Origin of the sequence: Oceanicaulis sp. MMSF_3324 (assembly GCF_030733545.1) — a bacterium.
Classification (GTDB): domain Bacteria; phylum Pseudomonadota; class Alphaproteobacteria; order Caulobacterales; family Maricaulaceae; genus Oceanicaulis.
Window position 1 is genome coordinate 87,091 of the sequence record NZ_JASHIU010000008.1, and the last position, 25,023, is coordinate 112,113.

Below are 25,023 nucleotides of genomic sequence, written 5' to 3' on the forward strand. Positions count from 1 at the left end.
CGCGATCAGTGCTCGTAGGCGTACTGATGCTCGTCTGTGACGTCCGCATAGCGGTCGCGCAGACGGGTCTGGCGCGTTTCGAGGCTCTGCAGTTCACCGCCGATGATGACGCTTGTCGGCGCACTCATCACTTCCAGCGGGTCTCCATCCCAGACCACCACATCCGCGGTGTAACCTGTGGCCAGGGCGCCGAAGCGATCCCCCACGCCATAGATTTCGGCCGGGGTCAGGGTGACCGCCCGGAAGGCGTCATCCCAATCCGCCCCGTGCGCGACGGCGATGCCGGCGTGCTGGGCGAGAAGCCGCGGGTTGAAGTACAGGTCCGAACCGAGCGTTGTGTAAGCCACCTGTACGCCGGCCTCATGAAGAATCGACGCGCCTTCATTGGTGGAGGCGAGGGTGTCGAAGCTGTCCGGCAGGTTGCGCATCGGATCATAGATGACCGGAATCCCGGCATCGGCCAGATCATCGGCGACAAGGTGCGCTTCCGCGCCACCGGCGATGATGACCCGGATCGCCGGATACTGGTCGGCAAAGGCAATGGCCCGTCGGATATCAGCCGCCCGATCCATGAGCATGATCAGCGGAATCTCACCGCGGACAGCACTCACGAGCGCAGCTGCATCATAGCGGTCAATGGCGTCGCCTTCATGGTGAGACATGAAGCGCCCTGGATAGAAACGCGCATCCTCGATCGCCGCACGCAGGAAGGTCCAGGCGGCTGTGCGCGAGCCGCCTGCGGTGCGACCGCCAGACTGGGACATGTCCACCAGCATGAACTGGCGCGAGGCGAACAGGCTGTCAGGTTCGCCTGTTGCGTCAGCCAGAGCGCCGCGTCCGGCCAGGATGGCCGATCCCGTCGTGGGATGAACCGCAAAGCGGGTCACGCCCTCAAGACGGGTGGAATCGATATGGGTGCCGGAGGGATTGAACCCGTCCGCCACATCAATCGCCGCGGTGAAGCTGCTGTCTTCAGCAGAGTCGTCATGGGTGGACGACTCAGCGCCCACCTCGATCAGACCGAGCTGGGTTTGCGGATGGAACAGTCCAGGCGTGATCCAGCCGCCTTCCGCGTCGATGACTTCAGCGCCGTCGGGAATGGCGACATCAGATCCCACTTCCACGATGGCGCCGTCGCGCACCACCACGGCGCCGTTCTGGATGACTCCGGCATTGGTGTTGGTGACCACGCGGCCATTATTGATCACGAGAGTCTGCGCGCTGGCGGGCGCGATCACCGCGGCGGCCAGCGCAAGAGAGGTCAGGAGCTTTTTCATCAGTAGTCTCCTTCACCGGGTTGGCCGAGCATGAAATCGCGCACGGTGCGACGCTCGGGATCGGCGCGGTCAAACATCAAGGCGCCGTCGAGATAGACGTTGTCCGCCAGCGCATAGCTGGAGAACGGATGGCCGGACCACAGCACGAGGTCGGCGCGCTTGCCTTCCTCGATGGAACCGGTTTCGTCGAAAATGCCCAGAGCGCGCGCCGGGTTCGAAGTGAACCAGCTGACGGCCTCGGCGTCGGAGATATCAAGGCCCATGCGACGACCATCGGAAAGCGCTTTCGCGACCTCGTGGTTCAGGCGCTGAATGCCCAGATCTGAATCCGAATGGATCATGGCGCAGGCGCCGCCGGCATGGGTCAGCGGCAGGTTCTCGCGGATGGAGTCATAGGCTTCCATCTTGAACCCGCCCCAGTCCGCCCAGACCGCGGCGCACGTGTTGTGCTCAGCCAGGATGTCGGGGATCTTGTAGGCTTCGACGGCGTGGTGGAAGGTGGTGACCTGGTAGTCGAACTCTTCGGCGAGATCGAGGATCATCGCCATTTCATCAGCGCGATAGCAGTGCATCTGGACCAGGATTTCGCCGTCGAGCACGCCCATGAGGGTATCGAGTTCGAAATTGCGGGTCGGCGGATCGACATCCTCACCGGCCTCAGCAGCCTCCCAGTATTCCCGCCAGCTCTGGCGATAATCGCTCGCCTGCTGCCAGGCCTGACGATAGCCCGCCAGATTGCCCATACGCGTCGCCGGGCCGCCGCGATTGCCATAAACGCGCTTGGGGTTCTCACCACAGGCCATTTTCAGCGTGTAGGGCGCATCGGGAAACTTCATGCCCTGCATCGTCCGGGAGGGAACATTGCGCAAGGTGACGCCGCGTCCGCCAAACAGGTTCGCCGAACCGGGCAGGATGTGAAGCGTGGTGACGCCGGCGGCCAGCGCCGTGTCAAAGCCCGGATCCTGGGGCCAGACGCTATGCTCGGCCCAGACTTCAGCGGTGACCGGCGCCACAGCTTCATTGCCGTCAGAGTGCGCGTTGACGCTGGGCGAGGGATATACGCCCAGGTGCGAGTGAATATCGACAACGCCCGGCGTGATATAGCGGCCCTCGGCGTCAATGACGCTTGCGCCTTCTGGCGCCGAGAGACCGGCGCCGATGGCGGCGATTCGGCCGTTCTCGATCAGGATGTCGGTGTTTTCAAGCTCACCGCCGACACCGTCAAACACGGTGGCGCCGGTAATCAGTGTGACGCCGGACGGCACCGGCTCATAGGTGCTGGGAAACGGATTGGAGTCATACCGGACGATGTCCACATCGCCGCTGGGCTCCGAACCGGAACCGGTCTCGGATGAGCACGCCGCCAGGCCGAAAGCGGACAAGGCCGCTATCGACGCGCCGAGCGCCTTAAGTGTTCTGTGCACGGAACTCTCCCCTTATTATCGCGCCGTTCGCGAGGCGCGGATCGCGAAGCGCGCAGACTGGCTTAATTTTGAGGGGTGAGGGAAGGGGTTACTTGATAACACCTGCCGTCAAGTCCGCCGTCGTGTCGTGTAATGGCGCCGTTTGCGCCACGTCTTCGCCTTTTTAGGACGCGACAGAGCCCATGCAGGAAAGAGGATGCACGGATGAACCCTGTCTCACTGGGCCTGAGCCTGATGGCGGCCCTTATCGTTAGTCTGCCGGCCATCGCGCAGTCAGATTCCATTGAACTCACCCTCAGCCGGGACCCGCATCTGGCCGCGATCGGAGATCGCCAGGTCAGTTTCATTGCGCGGGACATGGAAACTGGCATCACCTATGTCCTGGATGGCAGCGAGCCAGACCGTCGTCGGGGCCCCTGGTCGACGTTCAAGATCCCCAATCTCATCATAGCTCTGGAAACGGGCGTGGCCGAAGATCTGGAGGCACGACTACCTTGGGATTCGCAGGCGCGTCCGGCCGCGAATTACTGGCCCGCAGACTGGCGTCAGGACCAGACATTGAGAACGGCGTTCACGCGGTCCGCCGCCTGGGCGTTTCAGGACCTGGCTATCGAGATCGGCGCCCGGACCTATCAGGACCTCTTGCCCGCCTGGGCCTATGGCGACGCCGAGGTGGCGGACGGTTCAGATCGGTTCTGGCTCGACCAGACCCTGGAAATTTCTCCGCGTGAACAGATCGCCTTTTTGGAGCGTCTACTGAACCGCCAGCTGGGCATCAGCGAAGCGAGCCTTGATGCATTGGATGAAGTCTCACTGGCCGGCGAGAGGCCCGATGGCGCGCTGCATGGCAAGACAGGCGCAGGACCTGTGGAGCTAGGCAATTTCGAAGGACGATTTGAAGGCTGGTATGTCGGGTATCTGGATAGGGAGGCGCGCGCACCCATCGTCTTCGCCCTGCATGCCGAAGCCTCAAGCTTCAATGGCATTCGGACATTCCGCCGTGAAATGGCCGAGGCTCTTCTGACAGATGTGACCGAACGGATCGAGTAGGGCAGGCGTGGACGTCCGGGATCAGACGTCCACTTCTTCCACGAAGGGCGCATTGTCCTGAATGAACTGGAAGCGCAGTTCGGGTTTCTTGCCCATCAGCGTTTCCACGAGCGCGTCGGCGCTCTCACGCATTTCAGGCGTCACCACAACCCGCGCCAGCGAACGGCTCTCGGGCAACATGGTGGTGGATTTGAGCTGGGGCGGGGTCATCTCGCCCAGACCCTTGAAGCGCCCGACTTCGACCTTGCCTTTCTTGAAGGCGGTCTCCAGCAAATGGTTCTTCTCGGCCTCATCCTGGGCGTAGAGCGTCTTGCCGCCCTGCGTCAGTCGGAACAGCGGCGGCTGGGCCATGAAAAGGCGGCCCGATTCAATAAGGCCGGGCAGGAATTTGTAGAAGAACGTCGCCAGCAAAGCGGCGATGTGAGCGCCGTCCACATCGGCGTCACACATGATGATGACGCGCTCATACCGCAGATCCTCGAGATCGAACTTCTTGCCCGGCTGGACGCCCAGAGCCAGCAGCAGATCGGAAATCTCCTGGTTGGCCGCGATCTTGTCAGCCGTGGCGGAGGCGACGTTCAGGATCTTGCCGCGCAGGGGCAGGATGGCCTGGGTCTTCCGGTCGCGCGCCTGTTTGGCCGAACCGCCTGCGGAATCACCCTCCACCAGGAAGAGCTCGGCGCCATCGGCGGAATTCTGAGAGCAGTCCGCCAGCTTACCTGGAAGCCGAAGCTTTCGCGTTGCGGACTGACGTTTGACCTCTTTCTCGCGCTTGCGCTTGAGTCGGTCTTCGGCCCGGTCCACCGCCCATTCGACAAGACGCGCGGCATCCTTGGGCCGGCCCGCCAGCCAGTGGTCAAACTGGTCCCGAATGGCTTGTTCAACCAGGCGGCCCGCTTCGGCCGTGGACAGGCGATCCTTGGTCTGGCCCTGGAACTCGGGGTCCTTGATGAAGACCGAGATCAGGATGCCGGCGCCGCCCATGACATCGTCAGCGGTGATCTGGGCCGCCTTCTTCACATTGGCCAGCTCGCCATAGGCGCGCAGGCCCTTGGACAGTGCGGCTCGCAAGCCCTGTTCATGGGTGCCGCCCATGGGGGTGGGCACCGTGTTACAGAAACTCTGGCAGAAGCTGTCATCGGGGCCGAACCCGTTTTCGGAAAACGCGACCGCCCATTCCACGGCGCCCATGCGGCCATCGCGTTCGACGCGACCGGCGAACTGGTCGGTGACAAGCGAGGCGTTGGGCGTCAGCTCGACAAGCCGGTCAGCCAGCCCGCCCGGGAAGGCGAGGGTGGTTTCAGCCGGAATGTCCGTGCCTTCGACCAGGCTTTCGGGGCATTTCCAGCGGATCTGGACGCCGCGGCGCAGAAACGCCTTGGCGCGCGCCATGTTGAAGATGCGCGGGGCCTTGAGCACAGCGCGCGGCCCGAAGATTTCCGGGTCAGGCTTGAAGCGGACGGTTGTGCCCCGACGGTTGGGCGCCGCGCCGATTTTCTCCACAGGGCCCTGCGGGATGCCGCGGACATAGATCTGACGCCAGAGCGTCTTGTCGCGAGCGACCTCGACTTCGACCAGTTCGGACAGCGCGTTCACCACAGACACGCCCACGCCGTGCAGACCGCCGGCGGTCTGGTAGGCCTTGTCCGAGAACTTGCCGCCGGCATGCAGGGTGGTCAGCACCACTTCAAGCGCAGACTTATCGGGAAATTTGGGGTGCGGGTCGACCGGAATGCCGCGGCCATTGTCGGAGACCGAGACGAAGCCGCCTTCATCCATGGTGACTTCGATCCGGTCGGCATATCCAGCCACCGCTTCGTCCATGGAGTTGTCGAGAATTTCCGCAAACAGGTGGTGCAGCGCGCGTTCGTCGGTGCCGCCGATATACATGCCCGGACGTTTGCGAACAGGCTCGAGCCCTTCGAGCACTTCGATCGAGGCGGCGTCATAACCCTTGTTTTCCGCTGCGGCGGTCGGCGCGACGCTCGGGGCGGGCGCGGGTTTGGACGGCGCAGGCTTGGCGGTTTCGGGTTTGGGCTCAGACGGCGCTTCAGACGCCTTGGGTGCAGGCGCAGGTTCGGAAGGCGTCACGCGTGGAGCGGACGGCGTCGCCGGGCCCTTGGGGCCGGACGGAGCGGAAAACAGATCGTCTTGCGAATCATCAGCCATGGCCAGTCAATTTGCCCCAGCCTGATCCGATCGTGTAGGGGATCACGCAGCCTGAACGGCATTGCCATGTGGAAAGTCTGGTCGAATGACGCCTCTGACGGATCTGGATGCGCTGTTGCGCGATATGAAGCCCTGTCTGGATCCTGAGCGCTATGCTTATGCCGCCCTTCAAGATCAGGACACGCCCTGGCCTGAGCAGACGGTGGCTTGGTTTGAGGAAGACGAGGGGCGATCGGTGATCGCCCCTTATGACCATCTCCTGTCAGCCGGACTGCCGGTTCAATTCCCGTGTCGACGGATCACGCTGAGCGTCTATTCGGCTTTGGAGGCGGTGGGTTTGACCGCTCAAATCGCGACGGCTCTGGCGAGAGCCGGGATCAGCGCCAACCTGGTCGCGGGGCTTCACCATGATCATGTCTTCGTTCCGGAAACACGGGCCGAACAGGCGTTATCGGTGCTCGAAACGCTGTCCGAGACGGCAAGGCGCTAGAAGAACGGGATCAGGCCGCGGCCCAGACGCCGTTCGCACCGGCTGATCTGATTGTCATAACGCTGTGCATCCGCCTGGACGGTTCGAGCCGCCCGCAGCAGCCAGTCCTTGTTGCGGTAGGTGCGCCGGTTATAGCCGCCATGGCCTTCATGGTAAGCCAGATAGAGCGAATATGGATCGTCGAGCGAAATACCGGACAGTTGCTGGGACTTGTTGGCGTACCAACCGATAAAATCCACCGCATCGCCGAAATCATCCCGATCAGCGCCGCGCCGACCGGTGTCTTCGCGATACCAGTCCCAGGTGCTGTTGAGCGCTTGCGCGTAGCCATAGGCAGACGAGGGGCGTGCGCCTGGGATGAAGCCCAACAAGCGACGTCGGGCCGGGCGCGCATGGCGGTTGAAACTCGATTCTTTTTTCAGGAATGCAAGCTGGGCCCCCGGTGACAGCCCCCAACGCCGCTCCGAGCGCTGAAGATCGCGCCACCAGCTGCGATTGTCCTGAAGGATCAGGCAGGCGTCATGCACCTGATCAGGCGGCCCTGACGCGCACCCGGCCAGAATCATGAGGCTGAACAAGCCAAGAAGAGCAGACCGCATCATCATGACGCCACTCTGCCGCGACACGGTTAACCGGCTGTGAAACGGCTTTGACGGTGATCGGACCGTGAGAGCGTATTTGTTGTAATGAAGGGGGCGAAAGAAAGAGGGGTCGGCGCGCCTGCGTCATACGCGCCGACCCGATGTCTTCGCCGTCAATGCATGGGGTCAGGACAGGAAGACGATTTGTTCCCACCAAATTCCCCTCTGACGGGCAATGTAAATATGTGTAGTTGTCCTAGAATGTCAGGCGGATAACCAGTCGCGCGACATGCCGGACAAAGTCATCACGCACGTCCGCGTCGTAGGCGAAAGTGAATGTGGAGTAGTCCGAACCTGCGCTCAAGCCAAAGCCGATGAGCGCCCCCGAGTTTGCCAGCTGTTCAGATCGCAGGGTGAAGGGATTTCCCGTCTGCCCGAACTGCGCGGTTGTTTCGCCGCCGGAACTTGAGAACTCACCGCGATAACCCACGCGAATGGAGGGCGCCCACCAGGACTGATCCGTTCCGAAGCGCCGAGCAAGGCTCAACGTACCAGAGCCGAGCAGGATCGAGGAATCGCGATCATCGACGACCAGGCCCAGATCGGAAATGGCGTCAGCATTGGTTCCGGCAGTGGTTTCGGTGTAACCGCTCTCGAACAAGGTGACATAGGTCAGATCGGCTTCCGGACGCAGCACCCAGTTGCCGAACGCGAAGTCGCGACCCGCCTGGAAGCTGGCGGTGGCGTGCCAGCCGGTCCAATCCGCAGTCGTCAGGGCTGTGAAATCGCCAATGCGGATTTCGCGATCCGTTTCGAAATAGTCGTAGCCAATGCCGATATTGCCCGAAATGTCGAAACCGCCAAGATCCATGGCGGCGTAACCGCCAACCTGACCTGACATCGAGATCATCGGCTGGTCGAAGCCATCGCTTTCCTCAATCTCGCTTGCGGCCCCAACGAGCTGGACGCCCACGGCGTAGAACGGCCCGACAGGACGGTCGAGGCCCACGGCGAGGCCGACGCCCTGGCCCCGATATCCGGCGCCAAAAGCCGTGCTGGACCGGTCGGCGAAGTAGCCGAATTCCTGAATCCAGACACCTGCCAGATTGTCCGGCGCCAGTCGGGCGTTTCTCAGACGGCCCTGCAAGGCGCCGGCGGCGGCGTCATTGGAGGCGAGGGCGAACTGGATCGCGCTGGCGGCGTATTCGGGCAGCAATTGGTCATATGCGCCGTAAAACTGCTCTGCCGTGCGTAGGTTCGCAAACGCCGCGCCCAACGATTCCACGCTCTGGAAAGCCGCCAGGGCTTCGTCATAGGCGGCGGCCTGATTGGCGTGCATGCCCAGCTCTTCCGCCGTTTTCAGCTCAAGCGTCAGAACGATCTTGTTCGCATCCTCGCTCGAACGCTCAAGGCTGGCGTTATAAAGATACGGCGAGTCCGAGGTGGTGAGCGTTTCATCCTCATTCGCGATCGTCAGGGTGCCCGCCGTAATGATGTTAAACGTGCCCCCCTGGCCGATGACATTGGCCAGACCGACCGACAATGCGGACCCTTCTTCAAAGGTTACATCGCCAGTTGCGTTCAAAAAGGCGTTCGAGCGACCTTCGGTGTCGATCACCACTTCCAGCACGCCGTCATTGCGGAAAATCGCATCGCGCAGGGCCAGCGCGTCAGACCCGGTCAGCCCGATCTGGCCATTGGCGACGTCCAGCACCAGGTCGCCGTCAGCATCGCTGATGGCGCCATTCAGAGAAGCGTTATTGATGACAAGGGTGTCGGCGCCAAGACCGAACGCGATGTCGCCATCAATGGAGCCAGCGTTGATCTCGACCCGGTCGTCGCCATCCCCAAGAAGGATGTCGCCGCGGATGAGAGGCGTGCCCAGGGGCTCTCCATCGTCATCAAAGGCCTGATCCTGAATGATTTGCAGGCCGGTATTGTTGTTGCGCGCGTCAATGGCGATCGTTTGGATGTCGTCTTGCGAGAACGCATCGGTCAGATTGATGGCGGACGCGTTAATGACGCCGGTATTGTGGATTTCCTCGAGACTGTCGTCATTGGAACGGATGGCGACAGCGCTTTGGCCGCCGCCCGTCACCGTTGCGGTAATGGTCCCGGCTTCATTGAGAAGACGGCGCAGTTGCGAGTTTTCATCCAGATCGAGCGCGATCGCGACAGCCGCGCCAAACGCATCGTCGGCGAAGCCGTCTTCAGATGCGCCAAGGCTGGCAGAAGCCTGAACCGTGCCCGTGTTGTGAAAACTTTCCGCCTGGACGCCTTCGCCAAGCCGCACGGCGGTTGCCGTCCCGTCATAGGCAATGGCCTGAATGGTGTCTGCGTTGGAAATGCCGTTCTGACCCAGAATGACCGAGCGCAATTCGCCATTGTCGTTTCGGCCGACAATCAGGAAGGCCGTCGCATCCTTGCCATCGAAGATGCCGTTATTGGCGATCCGTCCTTCATTGACGACAGCGTAGCCGAGCTGATCGCCGTCATCGTCATCATCAGTTCTATCAGCGGTGTAATCGTCCGGCAGGCTGACTTCACCGATGACCACATCGCTGTCCGCCCCCTCATCGGGACGAATCTCCAGACCGGCGCCACTGCCGGTGTAGGCCTGGATGATGCCGGTCGCAGAGATGAAAACCCCATCGGTAACGGAGCCGGCCACAACAAAGGCCGAGCCCGAATCCAGATTGTCGGCGACATCGCCGCGTTCGGCGGCTTCAGCTTCGCTTTCGAACAGCGCCATCAGCGTGCCGCTGAAGCGGCGAGTGGTTCGATAACCGGTGGCCTGCACTGAACCGTTAGCTCGAATGCCGCCGCCCACATCACCTTCCACGACAAAGCCTTCGCCGCCGGGACTGGTCGCGGTCACGGAGCGTACTTCCACATCGCCGCTGACATCAGATTCGATGGAGACGCCACGGCTATTTTCACCGGTGACGTTGACCGAGCCACGGCTCAGGAAGTCGCCATCGATAGCGGTGACCGCGCGGACGCCAAAACTGTTCTGGCCCTGCACGACCACAGAGCCCGTGCTGGTGATGTTGATATCGCCGGTGATCGGAGCCTGGCCGTCGACGGGCGCGAAATCGCTGTCGACCTCGCCAAGCAGGATGCCGGTCTTGTTCTGGTCCTGGGCAAAGGCGCCATCGGCCTCGGTATCGGGATCGTCGGCCTGGCCATCGCCATCCGTGTCCGTCAGATCATCGGTGCCGCTGTCCACAGCATCCTGGCTATCATCGAGCAGGATGCGCCCCGCATGGGTGATGTCGCTGTCCACGCCTGAGTCGACTTGAACCCCGACAGCTCCATCAACATCGACGAAGTTGCCGTCGCTATCACGATCAAGAATGTTGATGGTCGAGCCTGTCTCGGTCGTCAGGTCGTGATTGGAATTGACCCGTACGGCCGGACCAGGCGTGCCGACCAGCGTGACGCGTCCGTTTGATCCAATGACGATGTTGTCAGCATTTCCGGCGCCGTCCGCATCCGCGGTCTCAACGGGCTCTGTGCGTTCGTCGTTGATCTCCTCATCCGCCCAGGCGGGTGCGGCGATCAGGGCGGACAGGGAAACGGCGGCGAGAAGGCTGCGGCGCATGCGTCGGTCTCCGGTCGGGCGCAAGTTCACAAGAGGTGAACCATACGTGCGTAGGAGAGTCTTTCTAGCCCATGGTTTTGTGCGCGTCGACCGTCGCCCGGTCCTGCGCCGCAGCCAATTTCGCTTTGTGAAGAAGAGGCTGAAATGAGAGCGGCCGCCCCGGACAGGTCCGGAGCGGCCGCATCGCCGTGTATCAGGCGTGTGTCCTACACCTTGTAGTACAGGTCAAACTCGACCGGGTGCGGGTGATGTTCGATGCGCGTGACTTCTTCCATCTTCAGATCGATGTAGGCGTCGATCTGATCGTCATCCATCACGCCGCCCTTCTTGAGGAAGTCGCGGTCAGCGTCGAGCGATTCGAGCGCCTGGCGCAGGGACGAACAGACGGTCGGGATGTCCTTGAGCTCTTCAGCCGGCAGGTCATAGAGGTCCTTGTCCATGGCGTCGCCCGGATGGATCTGGTTCTCGATACCATCAAGACCGGCCATCAGCAGTGATGCAAAGGTCAGGTACGGGTTGCCGGCCGGATCCGGGAAGCGGGTCTCAAGACGCTTGCCCTTGGCGGAGGGCACGTGCGGAATGCGGATCGACGCAGACCGGTTGCGCGCCGAGTAGGCGAGCAGGACCGGCGCTTCAAAGCCCGGCACCAGACGCTTGTAGGAGTTGGTCGACGCGTTCGCGAAGGCGTTGATCGCACGAGCGTGCTTGATGATGCCGCCAATATAGTAAAGGCAGGTGTCCGACAGGCCCGCATACTTGTCGCCTGCGAACAGCGGATTGCCGTCTTTCCAGATCGACTGGTGCACGTGCATGCCCGAGCCGTTGTCGGCATAGACCGGCTTGGGCATGAAGGTCGCGGTCTTGCCATAGGCGGCGGCGACATTGTGCACGATGTACTTATAGGTCTGCATGCGGTCGGCCATCTCGGTGAGGGTGGAGAATTTCATCCCCAGCTCGTGTTGAGACGGCGCCACTTCGTGGTGGTGCTTTTCAGGCTGCAGGCCGAGCTCTTTCATCACCGACAGCATTTCAGAGCGCATGTCCTGAAGTGAATCGATCGGCGGCACCGGGAAATAGCCGCCTTTGGGGCCCGGACGGTGGGCGAGGTTGCCGCCTTCCATCTTGGCGCCGGAATTATAGGGGCCTTCCTCGGAATCAAGCGCGTAGAAGGTGTTGTTCTGCGCGGTCGACCAGCGCACGTCATCAAAGATGAAGAATTCGGCTTCGGGGCCGAAGAACGCCTTGTCGCCAATGCCCGAGGCGGCGAGGAAGTTCTCGGCTTTCTTCGCCGTGGTGCGCGGATCGCGGTTATAGGCTTCGCCGCTGTCCGGCTCGAGAATGTCGCAGACGATCGACAGCGTGGTTTGCTGGAAGAACGGGTCGACGGCCGCCGTGTTCAGATCCGGCATCAGGACCATGTCGGACTCGTTGATGGCTTTCCAGCCGGCGATGGACGAACCATCGAACATGGAGCCTTCTTCGAAGAAATCTTCATCGACCATGTCCACGTCAAACGTGACGTGTTGCAGCTTGCCGCGAGGGTCTGTGAAGCGCAGGTCGACGAACTCGACGTCTTCATCCTTGATTTGTTTGAGGATCTTGTCTGCAGACATGGTCGTATCCTTAGTTGCTGACTGTGGGTGCTGGCGGACGGTTGGAAACTGTGTGCTCAGATGGCGTCATCATCGGTCTCGCCGGTGCGGATGCGGATCGCGCCTTCCACCGGGAGGATGAAGATCTTGCCATCGCCGATGCGCCCGGTCTGGGCGGCGTTCTGAATGGCTTCTACGGCGGCCTCGACTCGATTATCGGGGATCACAAGCTCGATTTTGATCTTGGGCAGGAAATCAACGACGTACTCCGCGCCGCGATACAACTCCGTATGACCCTTCTGGCGGCCAAAGCCCTTGGCTTCCGTCACGGTCAGGCCTTGAAGACCGATCTCTTGCAGGGCTTCCTTTACGTCGTCCAGTTTGAACGGCTTGATGATCGCTTCGATTTTTTTCATTCGGGGCCTCCGCTCACGACTGGCACGCTAAAGAACACGGTCTGCATCGCAAGTCATCGTGTCGCGGCGCAGATGCGCAAAAACGCGAATGTTTCATTTGTGAGCGCGGATGCTCGATTGTAGAGCAAATATCAGGAGCCGGGCGGAATGACCGAGCAACCCCACGCCATATTGACGGTTTCAGCCATGGCGAAAGCTGATGCCTTCGCCATTGAACAGGGTGTTTCGGGCTGGCGTCTGATGCAGATGGCGGGTCGCCAGGCGGCGCAGGCCATCATGGACAGATGGGCGCCGCGCCCGACCGTTGTCCTGTGTGGACCGGGCAATAATGGAGGCGATGGCTGGGTCATTGCCACGTCCTTGAGTTCGGCGGGATGGCCCGTGGAAGTCTGTTCGCTCGCTACTCCATCAGAGCTGCAAGGAGATGCGCGCAGGGCGTCTGAAAGATGGGGAGGCGAGGTCCGGACGCTTGGAGCATGCGATCTCAGCGGCTTTGGGCTGGTTGTGGATGCTCTGTTTGGAGCCGGGCTCAATCGACCGCTGGAAGGTGAGGCGGCGCGTCTGGCCCGAGACAGCCAGTCTCATGACGGGGTTTGCGTTGCGATTGATACGCCGAGCGGCCTGTCCGGTGATCTGACGCCCATGGATGGCCCTGTCTTCCGGTCTGATCTGACAGTGACGTTTCACCGCTACAAACAAGCCCATCTTCTCTCGCCCGCGCGCGCTCAATGCGGGGAGGTGGTGCTGTGTGACATAGGAATACCAGAGGGATGGTCTGAAGCCGCGCCGTCCTGTGCGACAGTGAACCACCCAGATTTGTGGCCCATACCTGGCGCAGACGTGCAAACAGATGCGCACAAGCACAGCCGGGGTCGACTTTGCGTACTGGCCGGCGGATATGGCGCCACGGGCGCGGCGCGGCTGGCGGCTCGGGCTGGACAGATTGGCGGCGCCGGCTTCGTAACTTTGCTGTCGGGGCAGGGGGCGCTGAATGAAATCGCCTCTGCTTCAGACAGCCTGGTCGCGCGATCGTATGAGTCCGCTGAGGACTTCGCAGACGTGCTCGGGGCGCACCGCGCCAGCGCCGCCGTGATGGGGCCGGGCGCTGGCGTCAATGACAGGCTCAAGGCCAAGGTGCGATCGGCGCTGTGCCAAGAGATCCCGCTGGTGCTGGACGCCGACGCCTTGAGCGTCTTCGAGGACGAGCCGGAGGCGCTCTTTGAGGGCTTGCATGACCAATGCGTGCTGACGCCTCACGCAGGGGAGTTCGCACGCCTGTTCCCGGACCTGACGGGGGAGGCGACTGACGCCACCAAGATCGAGAGGGCTCGCCAGGCCGCCATGCGAAGCGGCGCGGTTATCGTCTTCAAGGGCGCGGACACTGTCATCGCCGCACCTGATGGTGATGTGCGGGTCAATGTTCATGCCAGTCCGCGTCTTGCGACAGCGGGCACGGGCGATGTGCTGGCGGGGCTGATCGGCGCATTCCTCGCGCAGGGTGAAAGCGCGTATGACGCCGCATCCGCAGCGGTCTATGTCCACGGGGACGCAGGGCGGCGTCTGGGTGTGGGGAGCAGTGTGGATACGGTGCTGGCGCAATTGCCCCACGCGCTTGATTGCGTCGCCAGCCAGCAATTGCGCAAAGCGGCTCTGCGCAGATTGATGCGTGCGCCGGTGTAGCAAGCGGACCCGCAGACGCGTATAGCTCACCTACCTGTCCACCCAACCAGATAGATCCATCATCGCCATGTCCGAAAAAGAAAAGTTCTCCTCGACCGACGTTGACGCGCTGGAGTTTCACCGCGCGAGCCCGCCGGGCAAGGTGGCGATGCTCCCGACCAAGCCGATGGCGACTCAACGCGATCTGGCCTTGGCGTATTCGCCAGGCGTGGCGGCGCCGGTGCGCGCCATCGCCGAGAACCCCGACGCTGTCTACGACTATACGTCCAAGGGCAATACCGTGGCTGTCGTCTCGAACGGCACGGCGATCCTGGGACTCGGCAATCTGGGCGCTGCGGCCTCCAAGCCGGTGATGGAAGGCAAGGCGGTCCTGTTCAAGCGCTTCGCCGATATTGATGGCTTTGATCTCGAGATCAATTACACCGACCCGGACAAGTTCGTGGATTGCGTCGCCGGCTTCGGCGACAGCTTTGGCGGGATCAATCTTGAAGACATCAAGAGCCCGGAATGCTTCGAGATCGAGGCGCGCTTGCGCGATAAGCTCGATATTCCTGTGTTCCACGACGACCAGCATGGCACCGCCATCATCGCTGCTGCCGGTCTGATCAATGCCTGCCATCTGACCGATCGCAAGTTCGAGGACGTCAAGCTGGTGCTCTGTGGCGCCGGGGCGGCCGGGCTGTCGGTTCTGGAGCTGGTCAAGTCGCTGGGCGTCCAGCATGACAATGTCACGGTCGTGGATGTGAACGGCGTGGTCCATACGGGCCGCAATGACCTTCATGACCGACTGGCCCAGCATGCGCGCGAGACCGATCTGCGCACGCTCAAGGAAGCCATGGTCGACGCCGATATTTTCCTGGGGCTGTCCGCCGGCGGGATTGTGAGCCAGGACATGGTGAAATCCATGGCGGCTGACCCGATCCTGTTCGCCATGGCCAACCCCACACCGGAAATCATGCCCGATGAGGTGCGTGCGGCGCGGTCAGACGCGATCATCGCCACGGGCCGCTCTGATTTCCCCAATCAGGTCAATAATGTCCTGGGCTTTCCTTATATTTTCCGCGGCGCGCTGGATGTGCGGGCGCGGACGATCAATGAGGAGATGAAGCTGGCGGCCGCCCGGGCGCTGGCCGATCTGGCGCGCCAGGACGTGCCCGATGAAGTGTCCACCGCAAACAAGTCCGATGGCGGTTTGCGCTTTGGCCGCGATTACATCATTCCGTCGCCCTTCGATCCGCGCCTGATCAGCTTCGTGCCGCCCTATGTGGCGCGTGCGGCTATCGAGACGGGCGTGGCGCGCATTCCGATCGAGGATGAAGAGAAGTACCGCCAGTCCCTGGCGCGTCGTCTGGATCCCACCGCAGCGCTGCAACAGCGCGTCACACAGGCGATTTCGGGGTCGAACAAGCGCATCGTCTTCGCCGAGGGGGAAGAGCCGTCAGTGATCCGCGCCGCCTTCGCCTTCCAGTCCCAGGGGCTGGGTCAGGCCGTACTGGTGGCGCGCGAAGAGGTGGCCAAGGCGAACATGCGGTCTCTGGGGCTGCCCGATGACGTTCTGGAGATCCAGAACGCCCGCTTGTCCGACCGCAATGCCGATTATGCGGACTGGCTGTACAAGCGCTTGCAACGCCGGGGTTATCTGCGCCGCGACGTTCAGCGTCTTGTGAATAACGACCGGAATGTCTTTTCCGCTTGCATGCTTAAGTTCGAGGATGCGGACGGCATGGTGACCGGCGTGACGCGCCACTTCACCAATACGATGAGTGATATCCGCCTTGTGCTCGATCCGGCGCCTGGCGGCCGGGTGATCGGCCTGACCGTGGCGCTGGCGCGGGGCAAGATGCTGGTGATCGCCGATACCAATGTGACCGAATTCCCGGACTCCGATGGTCTGGCGGACATCGCTGTGGGGGCCGCCCATGCCGCGCGCCGTCTGGGGCTCGATCCGCGCGTGGCCTTCATGAGCTATTCCACGTTCGGCAACCCGCCCGGCGAACGGACCACCAAGGTCCAGAGCGCCGTATCGCGTCTGGACGAGCTGGATCTCGATTTCGAGTATGAAGGCGAAATGGCCGTCGATATTGCGCTCGATCCCAACCATCGCGAGCGCTATCCCTTCTCGCGCCTCTCGGATGCCGCCAATGTGCTGGTCATGCCGGCGGTGCACTCCGCCTCCATCGCAGCCCGACTGCTCAAGTCAGCAGGCGGCGCGACGGTGATCGAAGGGCTTCTGATCGGCCTTGAGAAATCCGTGCAGGTCGCCCGGGTCGGCTCGAACGTCTCCGACATCGTCAACCTGGCCGGACTGGCGGCGTATGATCTGAACCAGCATTCCTGACGGCTGAGGAAACCCGCCGGTCAGTTTTCGACAATCACGAATAGACGTTTTCCAGTCCAGCCATGGAACAGCGCCGGAGGGCATCCTACCTTTGGCGCTGTTTGATTTTTCCGACTTCAAGAAAGCGTTCTCATGGCCTCCACCCGCGCCTCGAACGATCTGACCCAGGGGTCGGTCTTCCGTCACATCATGCGCCTGGTCGCGCCGATGAGCTTCGGCATACTGGCCATGATGCTGGTGGGCGTGATTGACGCCTACTGGGTCGGGCGCCTGGGCACCGATCAGCAAGCCGCCGTCCAGTTCGTCTTTCCGGTCTCGATGCTGGTGATGAGCATTTCCATCGGTCTGGGCGCTGGCGCCGTCTCGGTGGTGGCGCGCGCTGCCGGCCGGGGCGACGGAGAATCCACCAAACGCGTGGCGACAGATGCGCTCAGCCTGTCCTTCATCGTGGTGCTGATTGTCAGCCTGATCGGCATTCCCCTGATCGGGCCGGTCTTCCGGGCCATGGGCGCCACCGATCAGATGATGCCCTATGTGCGCGAATACATGACGATCTGGTTCGCCGGGGCGGTCTTCATGGTCGGCCCCATGGTGGCCAGCAATCTGTTGCGCGCCATGGGCGACGCCATCGTGCCCAGCGTGATCATGATCATCGCGGCCTTCATCAACATGATCCTCGATCCGATCCTGATCTTTGGCCTGGGGCCCATACCCGCGCTTGAGGTAACCGGCGCGGCGCTGGCGACCCTGATTGCGAACATGGCGGTGTTCCTGATCGCGCTGGGCGTTCTGGTGTTTCGCGAGAAACTGCTCGATTTCAGCTGGCCCGGTTTTGATACCTTGTTCTGGAACTGGCGCGAAATCGCCCGCATCGGTGCGCCGGCATCGGGATCGAACATGATCGGGCCGCTCGCCAACACCATGGTGTTCGCCGCCATGGCGCCTTTTGGAGAGCCTGCGGTCGCCGGCCTGGGCGTGGGCATGCGGGTCGAAGCGCTGGCCCTGATCCCGCTGTTCGCGTTGTCGGGCTCAATCGGACCGATTACGGGACAGAATGGCGGCGCGGGTCTTGATCACCGGGTGCGTGAGGCATTCTTGAAATCCTTCCTGTTCTGCGCCGGCTGGGGGCTAGCGATGGCGGTGCTGCTGTTCGGGCTAAGCCGTTTTCTCGCTCCGGTCTTTCTGCCCTCAGCTGACGGCCAGGCCATTGCCAGCAGCTATTGGGCGATCGCTCCGTTCTCCATGGCCGGGTATGGCGTGGCGATGGCGGCGGCGGCCGGGTTCAATGGTCTGGGCCGCCCTCTGATCGGCGTGGCGTGCAATGCCTTCCGCGGGCTCGCGCTGATCATTCCCCTGGCCTGGTTGGGCAACTGGCTGGGCGGGGCGACAGGCGTGATCTGGGGCCTGTTCGCGGCCAACTTGATCGCCGGTGTGGTGATTGCGTTCCTGGTCCTGAAGTTTGCGCCTCTGACCGCCGAGGACGGCCGCAAGCGCTAGGTCCGCTCAGGCCGTCACGTCCAGACCCGCTGGAGCGGACAATTCCCCGCGCTCGATCATCTTGATCTGAAGGCGGACGCCGATCAGCTCGTCCTGAACGTCACGGGTGTAATCGGTGACGTCCTCATCAAGCGTCTTGAGCGCCTTGTCGAGCGTTTCAAAAGCGCTGTCACGCGCCTTGTCGCGCTCCAGGAAAGCGGACTGGATCCTGGCGGTTTCGAACAATTCCTTGATCTTGCGCTTGAGCCCGTCAACTGACTGGACAAACGCTTCATCACCCATCAGCGCGCCGAGGCGCGCCTCAAGATCATCGAGCGACGCGCGCGCCGGTTCAGGTGCGGATGCTGGACCAGCCATGGGGTCGGTCGCGCGAGCGGCTTCTTCAGCCTCTACCTCTGCGGCGACAGTCGTCGCGTCCTGCTCCGAGTCGGTCTCAGCTGAAAGCGCGTCGTCTGCTGGGGCTGTCCGCGTTTCAGAAGGCGCTGGGGCCGCCGCCGGGGCGGTCAGGCCAGCGCCGCCGACCGTCTGCATGTCTCCGCCCGCCTCTTTATAGGCCTTGAGCGCGGATTTGAGCTCCTTGACCAGATGCCGGAGGGCTTTGGCCATTTCCTTGGGGTTCTGGGCGTACAGCTCCTTGATGAGTTTGAGCTGTTCCCGAACGGCCTCGACCCGTTGGCGGGCCCGGTTGCGTGTGGCTTGCCGGTTCTCCTCCGGCGCCCGCTTCATGGCTTCAAGTGCTGCGCTAAGGCGGTCTTCAACCTCGCTTGTCGGCTTGTCGCCAAGAGAAGACGTGAGAAGCGACGCACGCTTGTTTGCGCCCGACGCCACAGCGCCAGCGTTATAGAGTGTCGAGACATAAGAGGCGCTTACTGCGGCCATGCGGACTCCATTCTGGAACCGTTACCCTGGCGCAAAGGGTTTAAAAGTCCGCTAGCGGCGCTTTATCGCCGTATCAGGACCACGGCCAGCTCGGCCTTGTCGTTCAGGCCGGGATGCGGGTAGACGCGCGGTTCGCTTTCAGGCCAGATCCAGCGCGTATCCGGAAACAGGGCTGTCATGGCCTCAAGGCTGCATCCGTATGGCGGCCCGCCCCATTTGTCTTTCTGCATGAACAACGCCAACAGTCCGCCGCCAGGCTTCAGGCTGGCATGCGCCATGGCTTCATAATCCTCCCGGCGCTTGGGATGGATGGCGCACAGGAAGGTCTGCTCGTAGATCGCATCAAAACCGGTCTCCGGGCGCCAGGCGAGGGCGTCTGTCTCAATGGCGCGCGCTTTCACCTTTTCTGATTGGAAACGCTCCAGCTGCCAGCGGATGGCGCTGGGGGCGATATCGGTTGCGGTCACTTCAAGCCCTTGTCGCGCCAGGAAAGCGGGCTCCTCACTGCGCCCGCATCCGGGCATCAGGACGCTTTGGCCGCTCTTGAGCACGTCCGCGTTGACCCAGTCGATTGCTGCAGGGTGCACGTCGTGGCGCTCCCAGGGCGCATCCTCAGCTTGAAACCGCGCTTCCCAATCCATGCCGCTGCGATCTTCAGAACGGGGCGTGTCGGGTTCGGAATGGGTCATGATCAGCTCGCCTTGCATATGCAAGCCTTCATGATGGCGCGCCGGAGCGTTTCGTCCACACCTCTGCGCAGAAGGCACTCAGCCTAGCCCTGAACGGCATAGCCTGATTGACCTTGGCTTGCGCCTGACGCTAATTCTGCCACCTGCCTTCTCGTGCGGGTGTGGCGGAATTGGTAGACGCGCTGGATTTAGGTTCCAGTGTCTTATGACGTGGAAGTTCGAGTCTTCTCACCCGCACCATTATACCTGATCTTCAAGCCCGTCCGGGCTTTCGCTCCTCGCTGTCGCTGCGGGCGGCTGTTCGCCTTGCGAACCGTTCCGGTTCGAGATTGGTCTGCTTGTGCGCAACCATTTCTCTCATGACCCCCGCACTCCGATCGGTCGATCATTGTAGCGTAGTAGGCGCGCGGTTGCGTGCGCCAGCCTATCGGGCACGGTTTTCCTGAGTTGCACCCAGATACAATTCGGGCGCTGGAATGGGGAGTGTTCCAGCGCCCGAATGCGGTTTATGGCCTAGCGGCGGGTGGCGATGATCCAGACGGCGTGGATGATGCCCGGCACATACCCGAACAGGGTCAGAAGAATGTTGAGCCAGAAATGAAGGCCCAGGCCGACCTGGAAGAACACCCCGAGCGGGGGCAGCAGGATGGCCAGCAGAATGCGAAGCACATCACCACCGGTCGCGGTTGCTTGTTGCGAACTCATAATCGTCTCCTTTACTCAAAAATTTACGAGGCTGACGCGGCGCTCAGGAAGAGGGCGGTATCCCGTCCGGCCAACGCATCCAGTTGGGCGTCATTGACATTGGCGGCGACCGTCCAGCCGTCTGGCTGGTCATGATCGAACTGGAGCGTGCTCACGGGGAGACGTCCCTCAAGCGTGTCAAACGCCGCCCATCCTTGAGATTCAAAATGAACGGCCATCACAGCTCCGCCCACGCTGATCTCGACATCTCCAACCGCAATCGCTTCTGAAGATGCGCTGACGGAGATGGGCGTGCCCATCATGGCGTTCACGGATCGAGCGTTGTCATATTCACTCGCCCAACCCAGCCCGATTGGACGATAGCCAGCCCCTTGACTGAGCAATTCGAAATCGGTGCTGTCAAAGTCCGCGCGCAATGTTTGGCGACCGGGTCCGCCAGCGCGATAGACCAGATCGGCAGCAATGGCCGCGTCTCCACTCAGAAAGTGGGGGTTGTTCACCACCACAGCCTGGAGATTGCCGGTCTCATCGAGCAAAAGGTCCTTGATCTGGACCTGGCCGTCCTCAAGCATCAAACGTGAGGACAGAAGGGTAGACGCCATATAATAGGTCTTTCCATCGGCTGTTTGCTGAACGAATTGGGTCTCGCTCGCCGGGGGCGTCTGCGTGAAGGCGCCTGCCGATAGTCCGGCCAACGCTGCAGCTGCAGTCAGGATCATGGCGGTCTTCATCGGTCAGGCCTCCTTCGCTGTCAGGCTTGCCAATAAAACGTTCCCCAAGCTGACCGGTTCCCGTTTTGGGTGAAATGCCTGTGAGAAAAAAAGTTGGCGGCCTCGAAAAAGGCCAAAGGCCGCCGATAGTTAGAGTCGGCGACTTCGCAGGGTAATCATTTGAAATTCAAGGGCGGTGGGCTTACCAAGCCTGACGGTATGTGAGGCCGACAAAGCTTGATTCCGCCTCCCAGCTATTCTCGCCGAAGCGAATTTCACGCTCCTGGCGGATATAGCCTGCCGTAATGGCGCCGTTATCGTTCATGGACATGCCAATACCTGCGAAGCCATCGGCCACACCGACTTCTCCGGCGACCCGCGTCAGGGCGCTGACGCCCCCGCCGCCCGGGCGCATGATCACGGTCTCCTGATCATAGGAGACGATTAGACTCAGCCGACGAATGGAGCGGAAAGCGATCGGATTGGTTTCAAGCTCCAGACCGAAACCCAAGGTCGACAATTCATCACTGTCGTTCAGGCTTTCACTCTGCGCCGAAACAATCGGGATGAGAGTCGGGCTATGTTCCCCGCCCAACGGCACGGCCCAACGGGTCTGGCTGGCGTCGCCGAACTCGGCGTGCAGCTGCTCCGTAAAACTGCGCAATATGGCTTTCGTGGAGGGGGCAGGATGCGGGAGGCGCGCGTCTGTGACCGGTGCGCCTTGCATAGCCAGCAACATTGCGGTCGTCACAAACATGCAGTCCTCCTAGTCCAGCCTCAATTCAGAAACGCATTTACAGAAAAGATGTTCCCGACTGAGTGCAGGCAGAGGAAGATTGATCGTGATTATTGACCGTCGCGCAAAGCCTTGATGAGTTCATCCTTGTTCATTTCGGAACGCCCTTCGATCCCGACATCCTGGGCCTGTTCGTAAAGCTCGTCCTTGGTCCATTCCTCATAGGGGGCATGTTCGCCCCCCTTCGACGAGGCGTCCTGGTCATCTGAGGCTTGCGCATTGGCGACGCGGGCGGCCTTTGATTTGGACGCGCCTTCTTCGCGCAAAGCCTGGTATGTTTCGTCATCCTTGATGAATGGACCATGATCCTTGGTCATGACGGTTCTCCTTTTTGCGAGTCGCCTGCGTCAGTCGGGCTGGGGTCGATGACCGAGCCGTCATCGCGAGCGAGCATGAGCGTGCGTGTGGGGTAGGCGAACTCGACGCCCTCTTCAGCGAATTTGCGTACGAGCGCGATATTCACTTTGTGCCGAACGTCCATGTAGATCATGTACTCCATGCTCTGGGCATGACAGACGACCTCGATTTCCAGGGCGCTATCGCCAAATCCGGCAAAATGCGCGCGTTCGAACCGGACCTGTTCGGTCTCATCGACGATGGTCTCGATCCAATCCGGGATCTGCTCAAGCTGATCCGCCGGCGTCTGATAGGTGACGCCGATCCGGAACCGCCACCGCCGTTCCTCGAGCCGTTGGTAATTGCGGATCGTCTCATCCAGCAGATTGGTGTTGCGGATGATGACTTCTTCGCCCGACAGCGAACGTATGCGCGTGGTCTTCAGTCCGATCTTGCTGACCGTGCCGAGGTAGTCGCCGAACTCGATGAAGTCGTCACGTTTGAAGGGCTTATCGAACAGGATGGAAACACCTGCGAACAAGTCGCTGAACAGGCCCTGGGCCGCGAGACCGATGGCGATGCCGCCAATGCCCAGACCGGCGATGAGGGCGGTGATATCCACCCCCGCATTGTCGAGAACCAGTAGAAGTGCAGCGGACCAGATAAACGTGCTGATCGCCCATTTGATGATGGCAATGCCGTTCCAGACCGCGCTGCGGGTGTCTGACCGCTTGAGCGCGCGACGTTGAACCATATCCACCAGGATGCCGCGGATCACCGCCGCCGCCTGAATGATGACAATCAGGCCCAGAACATACCACACAGCGTCAATAACGGTTGATGGCGCCCCAGTTGCGCCCAGACCGATGACGGCGCCTATGACCAGAAAGGTCATGGCGGACATACGGTCTGCGGTCCCCAGAAAGACATAGGCGAGACTGGTTTTGTCCGCGCGCTGGCGCAGCAGGGATATGCCCCATTTTACCAGAGTTGCGGCGACCGCCACGCCCAGCGTGATGGCCAAGGCCAGGGTGACAGCCTGGGTGTCTTCAGAAATCCAGTCCATGAACACGGAGAACGCCGTTCGGCCTTGTTCGACAACGCTCTGAACATTGTCTTCCATGGCGTTCAGCGCTTCGGACGCGGCGGAATCCGGTGTCTGGCTCATCAGGCTACCCCATACGAAAAAGCGGGCTCGAAAGCCCGCTTCTCCGGATTGAATGGTCTTACTTCTCAGCGATGATGGAGTTGAGCATCCAGATCGCTTCTTCGTGCCAGGCCATGCGTTCAATCATCATGTCAGCAGTCACGAAGTCTTTCTTGTCCTCGCACCATTCAATGGCGTCCCGCATCGACTTCACCGCGGTCCGGTGGTCGTCGATCAGCATTTTGACATGCTTCTCGGCAGACTGTTCAAGGTCGTAATCCTCGATGTCGGACAGTTCGCCATATTTGCGATAGGACGCCGGCGCTTTCTCTCCGAGCGCGCGGATGCGTTCGGCGATTTCATCAATCGCGCCGTAGAGGTTTTCGTAGTGCTCTTCGGTGAGCTTGTGCAGGCTGTAGAAGGTGGGGCCCACAACGTTCCAGTGCACACCCTGTGTCTTGATGAAGAGCATGTAGCTGTCGGCCAGGACCTTGCCCAGCTCGCTCGCGATCTTTGAGCGGTCTTCAGGTTGAATGCCGGCTTTCTGATCGAATTGAACGGTTTTGGAAGCAAGAGCGGCGCTGCTCATAATCAATCTCCATCTTGTTGCGAGACGGATAAACGCGCCTCGCGACGATACGGTTCCGTGATGGGCTGAATAAAAGCAGCAACCTGTCTGAATACTCGTCTTCGGAGAGCCGCAGTGAGCTGGCAATTGCAATCAGATGGAAAAAAGTATGCTTTATATATGCACGCCAAATTTGATGATGCACTTGGGTTTTTCTGGAACCTGTTTCCAAGCGGAGCGTTAGTTGTCGGCCTGATTGAAACACACGGAGCTAACCCATGCTGAGACTGGCCCTTGGATTTTTCGTCGTCGCCCTGATCGCAGCCTTGTTCGGCTTCGGCGGCATCGCAGCTGGCGCCGCCTCTATCGCGCAAGTGCTGTTCTTCGTTTTCCTGGTTCTGTTCGTCGTGTCGCTCCTGTTCGGTGCGCTGCGCGGCCGAGCGCCCCGCTGATCAAACACTGACGAGGCCAGGCGGGCTATGCCCGTCTGATAAGCACTTCTAATCACTAAAGGATTGTCATTATGAAAAAGTATGCACCTCTGTTCGCCGCCCCGTTCCTGCTGACCGTTGTCGCCTGTTCGGATGGTCCCGCTGAAAACGCTGGCGAAGACATGGACGAAGCCGTTGAAGAAGTGACGGGTGAAAACCAGGACACGTTCGAGAACGCTGGCGAAGAAATGGATGAAGCCGTGGACGAGGCTGAAGAAGCCGCTGAAGACGCCACGGACGAACCGTCTCGCTAATCAAATTTCGTCGCCCGACCAACCTTCAGAAAAGGAGAGCAAAATGGCCCGTGGCCCTGCTAAAGCCGAAATTACAACTGAAGAACTCAAGGCGGATCTGGACTCCTTGCGTGAGGACATGAACCAGCTGGTGGGCGATCTGTCCAAGGTTGTCCAACAGGGCGGGGAAAAAGGCGTCAAAGCCGGTCGCTCCGCGCTTGAGGACAGCCTTGAAACAGCCGAAGAGGCCCCTGACCAGCTTCGCGAACTTATTCGCGAAAATCCGCTGGGCGCTTGCGGCGCTGCAATCGGCGCAGGCTTTCTCGGCGCGCTTCTGATGCGTCGCTAGGG

General features: G+C 61.2%; 23 protein-coding genes and 1 tRNA gene. 9 read left to right on the forward strand and 15 right to left on the reverse strand.

Annotation, left to right across the window (positions count from 1 at the left end; translation table 11 throughout):
* Positions 1-5: 5 nt before the first annotated feature.
* Both RBA95_RS09440 and RBA95_RS09445 read right to left on the reverse strand, forming a co-directional pair.
* Positions 6-1,277 (reverse strand): amidohydrolase family protein, encoded by a 1,272-nt coding sequence (locus RBA95_RS09440; protein WP_306016594.1) that lies wholly within the window; start codon positions 1,275-1,277, stop codon positions 6-8.
* Positions 1,277-2,701, reverse strand: coding sequence for an amidohydrolase (locus tag RBA95_RS09445; protein WP_306016595.1), 1,425 nt, complete (start codon positions 2,699-2,701; stop codon positions 1,277-1,279). Before RBA95_RS09445 ends, RBA95_RS09440 begins: the two co-directional genes overlap by 1 nt.
* A 204-nt stretch (positions 2,702-2,905) precedes the next feature.
* Here RBA95_RS09445 and RBA95_RS09450 point away from each other — a divergent pair, with 204 nt between their 5' ends.
* The gene (locus tag RBA95_RS09450; protein ID WP_306016596.1) at positions 2,906-3,751 is read left to right on the forward strand and encodes a penicillin-binding transpeptidase domain-containing protein; all 846 of its coding nucleotides are present in this window, start codon (positions 2,906-2,908) and stop codon (positions 3,749-3,751) included.
* 21 nt (positions 3,752-3,772) lie between these two features.
* On the opposite strand, the gene parE is transcribed toward RBA95_RS09450, so the two are convergent.
* Complete coding sequence (gene parE, locus RBA95_RS09455) at positions 3,773-5,920, reverse strand: DNA topoisomerase IV subunit B (protein ID WP_306016597.1); 2,148 nt, start codon at positions 5,918-5,920, stop codon at positions 3,773-3,775.
* 85 nt (positions 5,921-6,005) lie between these two features.
* Here parE and RBA95_RS09460 point away from each other — a divergent pair, with 85 nt between their 5' ends.
* Positions 6,006-6,410, forward strand: a complete 405-nt coding sequence (locus tag RBA95_RS09460) for an ACT domain-containing protein (protein ID WP_306016598.1) — start codon at positions 6,006-6,008, stop codon at positions 6,408-6,410.
* Here RBA95_RS09460 and RBA95_RS09465 read toward each other — a convergent pair.
* The 4 genes from RBA95_RS09465 to RBA95_RS09480 form a co-directional block, all read right to left on the reverse strand.
* Positions 6,407-7,009: a hypothetical protein gene (locus RBA95_RS09465; RefSeq protein WP_306016599.1), complete on the reverse strand. Its 603-nt coding sequence runs from the start codon at positions 7,007-7,009 to the stop codon at positions 6,407-6,409. The genes RBA95_RS09460 and RBA95_RS09465 overlap by 4 nt on opposite strands.
* Positions 7,010-7,247: 238 nt before the next feature.
* Positions 7,248-10,595 carry an autotransporter outer membrane beta-barrel domain-containing protein gene (locus RBA95_RS09470; protein WP_306016600.1) on the reverse strand — a complete coding sequence of 1,116 codons (3,348 nt, stop codon included), beginning with the start codon at positions 10,593-10,595 and terminating at the stop codon, positions 7,248-7,250.
* Between the two features lie 206 nt (positions 10,596-10,801).
* Entirely contained in the window at positions 10,802-12,208 is a 1,407-nt protein-coding gene (glnA, locus tag RBA95_RS09475) for a type I glutamate--ammonia ligase (RefSeq protein ID WP_306016601.1), read from the reverse strand.
* A gap of 56 nt (positions 12,209-12,264) precedes the next feature.
* Positions 12,265-12,603: a P-II family nitrogen regulator gene (locus tag RBA95_RS09480; protein WP_306016602.1), complete on the reverse strand. Its 339-nt coding sequence runs from the start codon at positions 12,601-12,603 to the stop codon at positions 12,265-12,267.
* Positions 12,604-12,750: 147 nt separating this feature from the next.
* Here RBA95_RS09480 and RBA95_RS09485 point away from each other — a divergent pair, with 147 nt between their 5' ends.
* The 3 genes from RBA95_RS09485 (at position 12,751) to RBA95_RS09495 (ending at position 18,118) form a co-directional block, all read left to right on the forward strand.
* The gene (locus RBA95_RS09485; RefSeq protein ID WP_306016603.1) at positions 12,751-14,283 is read left to right on the forward strand and encodes an NAD(P)H-hydrate dehydratase; all 1,533 of its coding nucleotides are present in this window, start codon (positions 12,751-12,753) and stop codon (positions 14,281-14,283) included.
* Positions 14,284-14,350: 67 nt separating this feature from the next.
* Positions 14,351-16,621: an NADP-dependent malic enzyme gene (locus tag RBA95_RS09490; RefSeq protein WP_306016604.1), complete on the forward strand. Its 2,271-nt coding sequence runs from the start codon at positions 14,351-14,353 to the stop codon at positions 16,619-16,621.
* A 132-nt stretch (positions 16,622-16,753) separates the two neighbouring features.
* On the forward strand, positions 16,754-18,118 hold the full coding sequence (locus RBA95_RS09495; RefSeq protein ID WP_306016605.1) for an MATE family efflux transporter: 1,365 nt from the start codon (positions 16,754-16,756) through the stop codon (positions 18,116-18,118).
* Positions 18,119-18,124: 6 nt separating this feature from the next.
* Here RBA95_RS09495 and RBA95_RS09500 read toward each other — a convergent pair whose 3' ends face one another.
* Together RBA95_RS09500 and RBA95_RS09505 are read right to left on the reverse strand one after the other, a co-directional pair.
* The gene (locus RBA95_RS09500; RefSeq protein ID WP_306016606.1) at positions 18,125-18,997 is read right to left on the reverse strand and encodes a hypothetical protein; all 873 of its coding nucleotides are present in this window, start codon (positions 18,995-18,997) and stop codon (positions 18,125-18,127) included.
* A gap of 62 nt (positions 18,998-19,059) precedes the next feature.
* Entirely contained in the window at positions 19,060-19,686 is a 627-nt protein-coding gene (locus tag RBA95_RS09505; RefSeq protein ID WP_306016607.1) for a methyltransferase domain-containing protein, read from the reverse strand.
* Between the two features lie 155 nt (positions 19,687-19,841).
* Here RBA95_RS09505 and RBA95_RS09510 point away from each other — a divergent pair.
* Positions 19,842-19,926 (forward strand) — tRNA-Leu (locus RBA95_RS09510).
* 273 nt (positions 19,927-20,199) lie between these two features.
* Here the strand turns inward: RBA95_RS09510 and RBA95_RS09515 are convergent.
* The 6 genes from RBA95_RS09515 to RBA95_RS09540 form a co-directional block, all read right to left on the reverse strand.
* Positions 20,200-20,391: a YqaE/Pmp3 family membrane protein gene (locus tag RBA95_RS09515; RefSeq protein ID WP_306016608.1), complete on the reverse strand. Its 192-nt coding sequence runs from the start codon at positions 20,389-20,391 to the stop codon at positions 20,200-20,202.
* Between the two features lie 23 nt (positions 20,392-20,414).
* Positions 20,415-21,122: a hypothetical protein gene (locus RBA95_RS09520; RefSeq protein ID WP_306016609.1), complete on the reverse strand. Its 708-nt coding sequence runs from the start codon at positions 21,120-21,122 to the stop codon at positions 20,415-20,417.
* A gap of 181 nt (positions 21,123-21,303) precedes the next feature.
* A complete protein-coding gene (locus tag RBA95_RS09525) occupies positions 21,304-21,858 on the reverse strand; it encodes a hypothetical protein (protein ID WP_306016610.1) in 555 nt (184 codons plus the stop codon).
* An 89-nt stretch (positions 21,859-21,947) separates the two neighbouring features.
* Positions 21,948-22,214, reverse strand: a complete 267-nt coding sequence (locus RBA95_RS09530) for a Rho termination factor N-terminal domain-containing protein (RefSeq protein ID WP_306016611.1) — start codon at positions 22,212-22,214, stop codon at positions 21,948-21,950.
* Positions 22,211-23,401: a mechanosensitive ion channel family protein gene (locus RBA95_RS09535; protein WP_306016612.1), complete on the reverse strand. Its 1,191-nt coding sequence runs from the start codon at positions 23,399-23,401 to the stop codon at positions 22,211-22,213. The genes RBA95_RS09530 and RBA95_RS09535 overlap by 4 nt, the downstream gene beginning before the upstream one ends.
* A gap of 58 nt (positions 23,402-23,459) precedes the next feature.
* Positions 23,460-23,969: a Dps family protein gene (locus tag RBA95_RS09540; protein WP_306016613.1), complete on the reverse strand. Its 510-nt coding sequence runs from the start codon at positions 23,967-23,969 to the stop codon at positions 23,460-23,462.
* Between the two features lie 257 nt (positions 23,970-24,226).
* Between RBA95_RS09540 and RBA95_RS09545 the strand changes: the two genes are divergently transcribed.
* The 3 genes from RBA95_RS09545 to RBA95_RS09555 all read left to right on the forward strand — a co-directional run bounded on the left by RBA95_RS09545 (position 24,227) and on the right by RBA95_RS09555 (position 25,021).
* Positions 24,227-24,400, forward strand: coding sequence for a DUF1328 family protein (locus tag RBA95_RS09545; protein ID WP_306016614.1), 174 nt, complete (start codon positions 24,227-24,229; stop codon positions 24,398-24,400).
* A gap of 71 nt (positions 24,401-24,471) precedes the next feature.
* On the forward strand, positions 24,472-24,693 hold the full coding sequence (locus RBA95_RS09550) for a hypothetical protein (protein ID WP_306016615.1): 222 nt from the start codon (positions 24,472-24,474) through the stop codon (positions 24,691-24,693).
* 43 nt (positions 24,694-24,736) lie between these two features.
* Positions 24,737-25,021 (forward strand): hypothetical protein, encoded by a 285-nt coding sequence (locus RBA95_RS09555; protein ID WP_306016616.1) that lies wholly within the window; start codon positions 24,737-24,739, stop codon positions 25,019-25,021.
* The last annotated feature ends 2 nt before the right edge of the window (positions 25,022-25,023 follow it).